The organism is Motilibacter deserti (assembly GCF_011250635.1).
Lineage (GTDB): Bacteria > Actinomycetota > Actinomycetes > Motilibacterales > Motilibacteraceae > Motilibacter_A > Motilibacter_A deserti.
Genome location: NZ_JAANNP010000060.1, coordinates 1 through 11,311, shown reverse-complemented (window position 1 = coordinate 11,311; position 11,311 = coordinate 1). Strand labels below are relative to the sequence as shown.

The following is an 11,311-nucleotide window of genomic DNA, read 5'->3' as shown; positions in this document are numbered from 1 at the left end:
TTCTTCGACCTCGGCGGCGACAGCATCGTCTCGATCCAGCTCGTCAGCCGCGCCCGCAAGGCAGGGCTCGTCCTCACCCCGCGCGACGTCTTCGAGCACAAGACGGTCGCCGCGCTGGCGGTCGTCGCCCGCGACCTGGCCCGCGATCCGGCCACCGCCCGCACCGCGGCCACGGACGACGGGACCGGCCCGCTGCCCCTGCTGCCGATCATGCACTGGCTGCGCGAGTGGGAGGGCGACCCCGACGGCTTCCACCAGTCGGTGCTGCTGCACGCTCCCGCGGGCCTCTCCCTGCCCACCCTCACCACGGCGGTGCAGGCCCTCCTCGACCAGCACGACGCGCTGCGGCTGCGGCTGCGCCGGACCGCGGCGGCGTGGGGCCTCGAGGTCCTGCCGCGCGGCGGGGTCGAGGCCGGGCCGCTCGTCACCCGGGTCGCCATCGCGGGCCTTCCGAGCGCCGAGATCGAGCAGGCCGTCGCCGAGCAGGCCGCCGCGGCCCAGGCCCGGCTCCGGCCCGAGCAGGCGACCGTGCTCCAGGCGGTGTGGCTCGACGCCGGGCCGGACGCCCTCGGCCGGCTGCTGCTCGTCGTCCACCACCTCGCGGTCGACGGCGTGTCGTGGCGCATCCTCGTCCCGGACCTCGCCGCCGCCGTCGCGGCCGCCGCCGCCGGGTCGACGCCCGAGCTCGACCCGGTCGGCACGTCGCTGCGCGGCTGGGCACAGCAGCTCGCCGCCGCCGCGAACGACCCGGACCGGCTCGCCGAGGTCGAGCACTGGCAGGCCGTGCTGCGTGCGCCGGACGCCCCGCTGGGCGACCGGCCGCTCGACCCGGCCCGCGACACGGTCGCGAGTGCCCGGCAGGTCACCACCACCCTGCCCGCGGAGCACGCCGGGCCGCTGTTGACCACGGTGCCGGCCGCCTTCCACGGCTCGGTCAACGACGTGCTGCTCGCCGCGCTGGCGCTCGCGGTCGCGCGGTGGCGCGGCCGGCGTACGCCCGGTGGGCAGCGCGACGTGCTGCTCGACCTCGAGGGCCACGGCCGGGTCGACCTCGGCACCGGCGCGGACCTCTCGCGGACGGTCGGCTGGTTCACGACGATGTACCCGGTGCGCGTCGACGCCGGCGACGTCGACCTCGAGGACGCCTTCGCGGGCGGCCGCTCGGCCGGCGCCGCCGTCAAGGCCGTCAAGGAGGCGCTGCGGGCGGTGCCCGGAGAGGGCGTCGGATACGGCCTGCTGCGCCACCTCAACGCCCAGACCGCGCCGCTGCTCGCCGCGCTCCCCACGCCCCAGATCGGGTTCAACTACCTCGGGCGCTTCGCCGCGCCGGACGTGGCCGCCCCGACCGCGTGGTCGCCGGCCCCGGAGAGCGTCCCGCTCGGTGGCGGCGCGGACCCGGACGCGCCGGTGCCGCACCTGCTCGAGGTCACGGCGCTCGCCCAGAACGGCCCCGAGGGCCCCGGCGGCCCCGAGCTCTCCGTCACCTGGTCCTGGCCCGGCGCCGCCCTCGACGAGTCCGACGTCGCCGAGCTCGCGCAGGACTACCTCGACGCGCTCGCCGCGGTCGCCCGCCACGGGTCCACCCCCGTCGCCGGCGGCCTCACCCCCTCCGACGTCGCGCTCACCGGGCTCACCCAGCGCGAGATCGACGCCGTCGAGCACGTCCACCCGCGCCCCGCGGACCTGCTGCCGCTGTCCCCGCTGCAGGAGGGCCTGCTCTTCCACGCCCTCTTCGACGACGAGGACCGCGACGTCTACGTCGTGCAGCTCTCCTTCGACCTCGCCGGCGCCGTCGACGCGGCGGCACTGCGCGCAGCGGCCGACGCCGTGCTGCGCAGGCACCCGAACCTGCGGGCGGCGTTCTGGCCCGGAGGTGACAGCGCGCCGGTGCAGGTCGTCCCGCACTCCGTCGACGTCCCGTGGGCCGAGCACGACCTGCGCGGCTGCGCCGACGTGGCGGACGAGCTCGAGCGGCTGCAGGCCGAGGACCGCGAGCGCCGCTTCGACGTCTCGCAGCCCCCGCTGCTGCGCTTCACGCTGATCCGGCTGGCGGACGACGCGTACCGGCTGCTCTTCACGAACCACCACATCCTGCTCGACGGCTGGTCCGCGCCGCTGCTCGCCCGCGAGCTCTTCACGCTGTACGCCGACCCCGCCGCCGAGGCGACGCTGCCCGCGCCGACGCCGTTCCGGACGTACCTGTCCTGGCTCGCGCGCCAGGACCGGCAGGCATCGGAGGCGGTGTGGCGCACGCTGCTCGACGGGGTCGACGAGCCCACGCTGCTCGCGCCCGCCGACCCCGGCCGCCGCCCCGCGCTGCCGGAGGCGGTCACGGTCGAGCTGCCCGCCGCCCTGACCGCCGCACTCTCGTCGGCCGCGCGGCAGGCCGGCCTGACCCTCGCCACCGTCGTCCAGGGCTGCTGGGCGCTGCTGCTGGCAGCGATGACCGGCCGCGAGGACGTCGTCTTCGGCACGACCGTGTCGGGCCGGCCCGCCGACATCGACGGCGTCGAGACGATGGTCGGGCTGTTCATCAACACCGTGCCGGTGCGCGTGCGGCTCGAGCGCAGCGAGACCGTGCTGGACCTGCTCCGGCGCGTCCAGGACACCGCGTCGCTCGCCTCCGCCCACCAGCACGTCCCGCTCAGCGAGATCGCGGGGCCGGCCGGCGGCGAGCTCTTCGACACGCTCACGGCCTTCGAGAACTACCCGCTCGACGCCACCGCCCTGGCGCTGCCGGGCACGGGCGTCACCGTCACGGGCTTCGGTGCCGCGGACGCGACGCACTACCCGCTGACGCTCGTGGCCCTGCCCGGCGAGCGGCTCACGCTGCAGCTCAACTCCCACCCGGCCGCCCTGGCGCTGCCGGCGGTCGAACGCATCGCCGACCGGCTGGCCGCCTTGCTCGCGGCCGTCGCGACCGGCGCTGCCGACACCGGCGGCTCTGCCGGCTCCGGCGGCCTGACGCAGCGGCTGGGCGCGATCGACGCGCTCGCGCCCGGCGAGCGCGACCGGCTGCTCGAGGCGTTCGCGGGCCGTCCGCGGGTGTCCAACGGCGCCGGCTCGGTCTGCGCGCGGTTCGAGGAGCAGGCCGCCCGCACGCCGGACGCCGTCGCCGTCGTGCCCGCGCAGGTCGAGATCCCCGGCCCCCGGACGCCCGGCCCGGACACACCGGGCGCGACCCTCACGTACCGCCAGCTCGACGCCCGCGCCAACGCGGTCGCGCACCGGCTGCGCGCGCTCGGCGTCGCGCCCGGCGACCGGGTGGCGGTCCTGCAGCAGCGCGGGGCGGCGCTCGTCGCGTCGCTGCTCGGCGTGCTCAAGGCGGGGGCGGCGTACGTCCCGCTCGACCCGCGCTCGCCGGCCGCCCGGCTGCAGCTCGTCGTCGAGGACACCGGCGCCCGCGTGCTGCTCGCTGACACCGCCGGGCTGCAGACCCGCTTCGAGCACTCGGCCACCGTCGTCGACGTCGACTCCGACGCCGGCCTCGCGGTGGCCCCCACGACGCGCCCCGGCGTCGCCGTCCACCCCGAGCAGTTGGCGTACGTGATGTACACCTCGGGCTCGACGGGCCGCCCGAAGGGCGTCGCGGTCCCCCACGACGCCGTCCTCGCGCTGGCCGACGACAGCGCCTTCGCCGACGCGGCGCACGACCGCGTCCTGCTGCACTCCCCGACCGCTTTCGACGCCTCCACGTACGAGCTCTGGGTCCCGCTGCTGCGCGGCGGCACCGTGGTCGCCGCGCCCCCCGGGGACCTCGGCGCCCGCGAGCTGTCCGGCCTGGTCCGCTCCGGCCGGATCAGCGCGCTCTGGCTCACGGCCGGGCTGTTCCGGCTGCTCGCCGACCACTCGCCGGAGTGCTTCGCGGGCGTGGCGCAGGTGTGGACCGGCGGCGACGTGGTGCCCGCGGCCTCCGTACGACGGGTCATGCAGGCGGCGCCCGGCCTCGTCGTCACCGACGGCTACGGCCCGACGGAGACGACGACGTTCGCCACGACGTACCCGATGCAGGGCGCGCAGGCCGTGCCGGACGTCGTCCCCATCGGGCGCGCCCTCGACGACATGCGGCTCTACGTCCTCGACGGGGGGCTGCGGCTCGCACCGCTGGGGGCCGTCGGCGAGCTCTACATCGCCGGGGCGGGCCTGGCCCAGGGCTACCACGAGCGCCCGGGCCTCACGGCCGGCCGCTTCGTCGCCGACCCCTTCGCCGGCGACGGGGCCCGGATGTATCGCAGCGGCGACCTCGCCCGCTGGCGGGAGGACGGCGCGCTGGAGTTCGTCGGCCGCGCCGACGACCAGGTCAAGCTGCGCGGCTTCCGCATCGAGCTCGGCGAGATCGAGTCCGTCCTCGCCGCCCAGCCCGGCGTCGCCACCGCGACGGTCGTCGTCCGCGAGGACCGGCCGGGCGACAAGCGGCTCGTCGGGTACGTCGTCGCCGCCGTCGACCCCGCCGCCGATCCCGCTATCGCCGCCGGCCCCGCCGCCGCCGACGCCCTTCCGGCGACGCTGCGCGCGGCCTGCGCGCAGGAGCTGCCGGAGTACATGGTCCCGTCGGCGGTCGTCGTGCTCGACGCGCTGCCGCTGACCCCGAACGGCAAGGTCGACCGGCGGGCGCTGCCCGCCCCGGCGCTCACCTCCACCGCGACCCGGCGCGCGCCGCGCACCGTCCGCGAGACCCAGCTCGCCGGGCTCTTCGCCGACGTGCTCGGCCTGCCCGAGGTGGGCATCGACGACGACTTCTTCGCCCTCGGCGGGCACTCGCTGCTCGCGACGCGTCTGGTCAGCCGGGTCCGCTCGACCTTCGCCGTCGAGCTGGCGATCCGCGCGCTGTTCGAGGCGCCGACCGTCGCCGGCCTGGCCGACGCGATCGCCGCTGCCGGCGCCGCGCGGGAGCCGCTGCGCCCGCAGGACCGCCCGGAGCACGTGCCGCTCTCGCACGCGCAGCGTCGGCTGTGGTTCCTCAACCAGCTCGAGGGCGCGGCCACGCCGTACAAGATCCCGGTCGCGCTGCGCCTGCACGGCCGGCTCGACCCCGCCGCACTGACGGAGGCCCTGGCCGACGTCGTGGCGCGGCACGAGAGCCTGCGCACGGTCTACCCCGAGGTGGACGGCGCGCCGTACCAGCTCGTGCTCGACGCCGAGGCCGCGCGGCCCGCGCTGCCGATCACGGCGATCAGCGAGGCGGACCTGTTCCCGACGATGCAGGCGGACGTCGGCGCCGGGTTCGACCTGCGGACGGACCTGCCGCTGCGCGCGCGGCTCTTCGAGCTCGGCCCGGACGAGCACGTCCTCGCGATCGTGCTGCACCACATCGCCGCCGACGGCTGGTCGATGGCGCCGCTCTCGCGCGACCTGTCGACCGCCTACGCCGCCCGCCAGCACGGCGAGTCGCCCGACTGGGAGCCGCTGCCGGTCCAGTACGCCGACTACACGCTCTGGCAGGGCCGTGTCCTCGGCGAGGAGGACGACCCGGCCAGCACGCTGTCCGAGCAGGTCCGGTTCTGGCGGGCTGCGCTCGCGGGCCTGGCCGAGGAGCTGGAGCTGCCGGCCGACCGGCCGCGGCCCGCCGTCCCCTCCCGCCCCGGCGGGACGCTGCGGTTCGAGCTGCCCGCCGCCCTGCACGCCCGGCTGACCGAGCTGGCGCGCGAGGAGCAGGCGAGCCTGTTCATGGTGCTGCAGTCCGCGTTGGGGGCGCTGCTCACCCGGCACGGCGCCGGCACCGACATCCCGGTGGGCAGCCCGATCGCCGGCCGCACGGACGACGCCCTCGACGAGCTCGTCGGGTTCTTCGTCAACACGCTCGTGCTGCGCACCGACACGTCCGGCGAGCCGAGCCTGCGCGAGCTGGTCCGCCGCACCCGCGAGGCCGACCTCGCGGCGTACGCCCACCAGGACCTGCCGTTCGAGCGGCTCGTCGAGGTGCTCAACCCCGCCCGCAGCCTCACCCGGAACCCGCTGTTCCAGGTCATGCTCGTGCTGCAGAACAACACGGCCGCGGCGCTCGAGCTGCCGGGCGTGCGCGCGGTCGTCGAGCCGGTCGGCGCGCACGCCGCGCAGTTCGACCTCTCGCTCGACTTCACCGAGCACACCGACGCGTCCGGGGCGCCCGCGGGCATCGCGGGGCGGCTCGACTACGACGGCGACCTCTTCGACCCCGAGACCGCCGCCGCGCTCGCCGCCCGGCTCGTCCGCCTCTGCGAGTCCGCCGTCGACGCCCCCGACGTCCCGCTCGCGGTGCTGCCGCTCGCGGAGGCCGACGAGGAGGCCGCGCTCGCGCGCTGGAACGACACGGCCCGGCCCGACCCGGGCGACGACGTGCTCGCCCGGGTGCGCGCCACCGCCGCCCGCCGGCCGCACGACGTCGCGCTCCTCGACGACCGGGGCACGGTCGACTACGCCACGCTCGCGGCGCGGGCGGGCGCGGTCTCCGCGGCCCTTCTTGACTCCGGCATCCCGCGCGAGTCCGTGGTCGCCGTGCTCGGCGACCGCTCGGCCCGCACCGTGACCGCGCTGCTCGGCGTGCTCGGCGCGGGGGCGGCGTACGTCCCGCTGGACCCCCGCGCCCCGCGAGCGCGCAACGCCCGGCTGCTCGCCGACTGCGGCGCACGGGTCGTGCTGGCCGAGCCCGCCCGGTGCGCGGAGGCCGGCGAGCTGGCCGAGCTGGCCGGGACGGGCGCGCTCGTCCTCCCGCTCGAGGAGGCCGCGCCCGTGACACAGGCCCTGCGCGCGCCCGTCGGCCACCCCGACGACCTGGCGTACGTGATCTTCACGTCGGGCTCGACCGGGCGCCCCAAGGGGGCGATGGTCCACCGCCGCGGCATGCAGAACCACCTGCTGGCCAAGGTCGAGGACCTCGGGCTCACCGTCGCGGACACGCTGGTCGCGAACGCGCCCCTGACCTTCGACGTCTCGGTCTGGCAGCTGCTGGCCCCGCTCATGGTGGGCGGCCGCGTCCGCGTCGTCGACGACGAGACGGCGCTGGACCCCGACGCGCTGTTCGGCCGGGTCGCGGCCGAGCACGTCACCGTGCTCGAGGTCGTCCCGTCGCTGCTGCGCAGCGCGATGGACGCCTGGGACGCCGGAGCGCGGGTGCCCGACCTCGCCGCCCTGCGTTGGCTCGTCGTCACCGGCGAGGCGCTGCCCGCGGTGCTCCGCGCCCGGTGGCACGCGCGGTTCCCCGAGATCGCGCTCGTCAACGCCTACGGGCCGACCGAGTGCTCGGACGACGTGACCCACGCCGTCCTGCGCGCCGGCGCGGACACCGCCGAGATCGTGGAGCAGCGGGTGCCGATCGGCCGCGCCGTCCGCAACTTCCGGTTGTACGTCCTCGACGAGCAGCTGGCGCCGGTGCCGGTGGGCGTGCCGGGCGAGCTCTGCGTGGCCGGCGTCGGCGTCGGCCGGGGCTACCTCGGGGACGCCGCGCGGACGGCGGCGGCGTTCGTGCCCGACCCCTTCGCCGAGCAGCCGGGCGAGCGGATGTACCGCACCGGCGACCGCGTCCGCTACCGCTTCGACGGGCAGCTGGAGTTCCTCGGGCGCCGCGACGAGCAGGTGAAGATCCGCGGCCAGCGCATCGAGCTCGGCGAGGTCGCCGCCGGGCTGCTGTCGGTCCCCGGCGTGACCGACGCGGCCGTGGCCGTGGACGTCGACCCGGCGGGCAACAAGCGGCTGATCGGGTACGTCGTGGGCGGCGGCGACGCTGCCGACGTCCGCGCGGCCGTCGCCTCGACGCTGCCGGAGGCGATGGTCCCGGCCGCCGTGGTCCCGATGGACCGGCTGCCGCTCACCCGCAACGGCAAGGTCGACAAGGCCGCCCTGCCGCGCCCGCAGATCGCCGCGCCCGAGGGCCGCGCTCCCCGCACGGTCGACGAGCAGCTGCTGTGCAGCATCTTCGAGGAGGTCCTCGGGGTCGGCGGCGTCGGCGCCGACACGAGCTTCTTCGACGTGGGCGGCCACTCGCTGCTCGCGACCCGGCTGCTCAACCGGGTGCGCACGGTGTTCGGCACCAGCCTCTCGATCCGCACGGTGTTCGAGGCCCCCACCGTCGCCGGGCTCGCGGCCCGGCTCGGCGGGGCGCGCCGCGACCGGCCGGCGCTGCGCCGGCAGCCGCGGCCCGACGTCGTGCCGCTCTCGCCGGCCCAGCAGCGGCTGTGGTTCCTCAACCGGTTCGACGCGCCGAGCGGGGCGTACAACGTGCCGCTCGCGCTGGCGCTGACCGGGGCCCTGGACCGCTCCGCGCTGGCCGCCGCGCTCGACGACCTGCTCGTACGCCACGAGAGCCTGCGCACGGTCTTCCCGGCCGCGGACGGGCAGCCGCGCCAGCACGTCCTGCCGGTCGAGGCGGCCCGGCTGGCGATGCCCGTCACGGACGTCGCCCGGGCGGAGCTCGACGCCGCTGTCGCCGAGGCGGCCGCCGCCGGCTTCGACCTCACGCACGACCTGCCCATCCGCGCGCGGCTGCTCAGCGTCGGGCCGGACGAGCACGTGCTCGTCCTCGTGCTGCACCACATCGTCAGCGACGTGGGCTCCGCAGCGCCGCTCGCCCGCGACCTCGCCGCCGCGTACGCCGCGCGGGCAGCGGGCGAGGCGCCGGCCTTCGCCCCGCTGCCGGTGCAGTACGCCGACTACGCGCTCTGGCAGCGCGCGGCCCTGGGCAGCGACGAGGACCCCGAGTCCCCGGCCGCCCGGCAGCTGGCGTACTGGCGGGAGGCGCTGCGCGGGCTTCCGGAGCAGCTGGAGCTGCCCGCCGACCGGGAGCGCTCAGCGGACGCGACGCCCGCGGGCGACAGCGTCCCGGTCGTGCTCGACGCGGGCCTGCACGCTGCGCTCGCCCACCTCGCGCACGAGCGCCAGGTGACCATGTTCATGGTGGTGCAGGCCGCGCTCGCCGCCCTGCTCACCCGGCACGGCGCCGGCACCGACATCCCGGTCGGCACCCCGATCGCCGGCCGCGAGGACGAGGCGCTGGAGGACCTCGTCGGGTTCTTCGTCAACACCCTCGTGCTGCGGACCGACACCTCCGGCGACCCGACGTTCGCCGAGCTGCTGGCCCGGGTGCGCGCGGCGGACCTGCCCGCCTTCGAGCACCGCGACGTGCCGTTCGAGCGGCTCGTCGAGGTGCTCAACCCGCCGCGCTCGGCCTCCCGGCACCCGCTCTTCCAGGTGGCGCTGGCCTTCCACACCGACGGCGCGCGCACGGCCGCCGACCTTCCGGGGCTCGCGGTCGAGGAGCTGCCGATCGCGGCGGCCGCCTCGAAGTTCGACCTCTCGCTCCACCTCGGCGAGCGGCTCGGGGAGGCCGGCGACCCGGAGGGCCTGACGGGGTCGCTGCGCTTCCGGACCGACCTGTTCGACCGCGCGACCTGTGTCGCCCTCGCCGGGCGGCTGCGCCGGCTGCTCGCCGCGGCCGCCGACGCGCCGGACGCCCCGCTGAGCTCGCTCGACCTGCTCGAGGACGGCGAAGCCGGGCGCCTGCTCGCCCAGGGCGTCGGGTGCGTGCGCGACGTGCCGGCCGTGCCCCTCCCCGGGCTCGTCGCCGACCGCGCCGCGCAGGCGCCGGACGCCGTCGCGCTCACCGGCGCCCTGTGCGGGGCACTGCTCGGGGACCGGGGTGACCGGGTGGAGGTGACGTACGCGCAGCTGGACGCCGCGGCGGACCGGCTCGCCCGCCACCTCGTCGCCCACGGCGCCGGCCCCGAGCGGTTCGTCGCCGTGGCGCTGCCCCGCTCCCCGGAGCTCGTCACGACGCTGCTGGCGGTCCTCAAGGCCGGGGCGGCGTACGTCCCGGTCGACCCGGACTACCCCGCCGAGCGCATCTCGATGATGCTCGAGGACACCGCGCCGGCGCTCCTCGTCACGACGTCGGAGCTCGCCGCCGCGCTGCCCGCGGCCGCCGTGCCGCAGGTCCACCTGGACTGCCACCGTACCGCTGCGCAGGTCGCCGCCGCGGCGGCCGGGCCGGTCACGGACGCCGAGCGCGGCGCGCCGCTGCGCATGGGCAACCCGGCGTACGTCATCTACACCTCGGGGTCGACGGGCCGGCCGAAGGGCGTGGTCATCGAGCACCGCTCGCTCACGGACTACGTGCTCTTCGCGGCCGACGCGTACGAAGGGCCGCGCGGCGCCGCGCTGCTGCACTCGCCGGTGTCGTTCGACCTCACGGTCAGTGCGATGTTCGTGCCGCTCGTCGTGGGCGGCACGGTGCACGTGGGCGGCCTGGACGCCGAGCCGGCGACGCTGGACGCGGTGCACCGGCGCCCGGTGACCTTCCTCAAGGCGACGCCGAGCCACCTGCCGATGCTCGCGGAGCTGCCGGGCGAGCTCTCCCCGACGTGCGAGCTGCTGCTGGGCGGGGAGGTGCTGCGCGCGGAGCCGGTCGACCGGTGGCGGGCCGAGCACCCGGGCGCGGCGGTCCTCAACATGTACGGCCCGACCGAGACGACCGTGAACTGCACGCAGTACCGCGTCGCGCCGGGCCAGCCGCTCCCGCCCGGCCCGCTGCCCATCGGCGGCCCGCTGCAGAACACCCGGCTCTACCTGCTCGACGACACGCTGCGGCTCGTCCCGCCCGGCTGCCCCGGGGAGCTGTACGTCGCGGGCAGCGGCCTCGCCCGCGGCTACCTGGACCGGCGCGGGCTCACGGCGTCCCGGTTCGTCGCCGACCCGTTCGGCCCCGCAGGCTCGCGGATGTACCGCACCGGCGACGTCGCGCGGTGGAACGCCGACGGCCAGCTCGTGTTCGTCCGCCGGGCCGACGACCAGGTCAAGCTGCGCGGGTTCCGCATCGAGCTCGGCGAGGTCGGCGCGGCGCTGGCGTCGCACCCCGACGTCGCGCAGGCCGCCGCCGTCGTCCGCGAGGACCGGCCCGGGGACCAGCGCCTCGTCGGGTACGTCGTGCACCGCCCCGGCGTGCCGGCGACCGCGGCCGACGAGCTGCGCCGGCACGCCGCGGCCCGGCTGCCGCAGCACATGGTCCCGGGAGCGGTCGTCGCCGTGCAGGCGCTGCCGCTCAGCCCGAACGGCAAGCTCGACCGGGCGGCCCTGCCGGCGCCCGCCGTGACCGGCGCCGCCACGTCCCGGGCGCCGCGTACGGGGCGGGAGCGCGTGCTCTGCGAGCTGTTCGCGGAGGTCCTCGGCGTCGCGTCGGTGGGCGTGGACGACGGGTTCTTCGACCTCGGCGGCCACTCGCTGCTCGCGACCCGGCTCATCAGCCGGGTGCGGGCCGCCTTCGGGGTCGACCTCGCGATCCGGGCGCTGTTCGACGCGCCCACGGTCGCGGAGCTCGCTCCCCGGCTCGGCGCGGAGGAGGAGG

General features: G+C 77.1%; 1 protein-coding gene. It reads left to right on the top strand.

The annotated features are described in order from the left end of the window. The coding region (locus G9H71_RS18815; RefSeq protein WP_166284330.1) for a non-ribosomal peptide synthetase at positions 1-11,311 on the top strand (11,311 nt) is incomplete at both ends.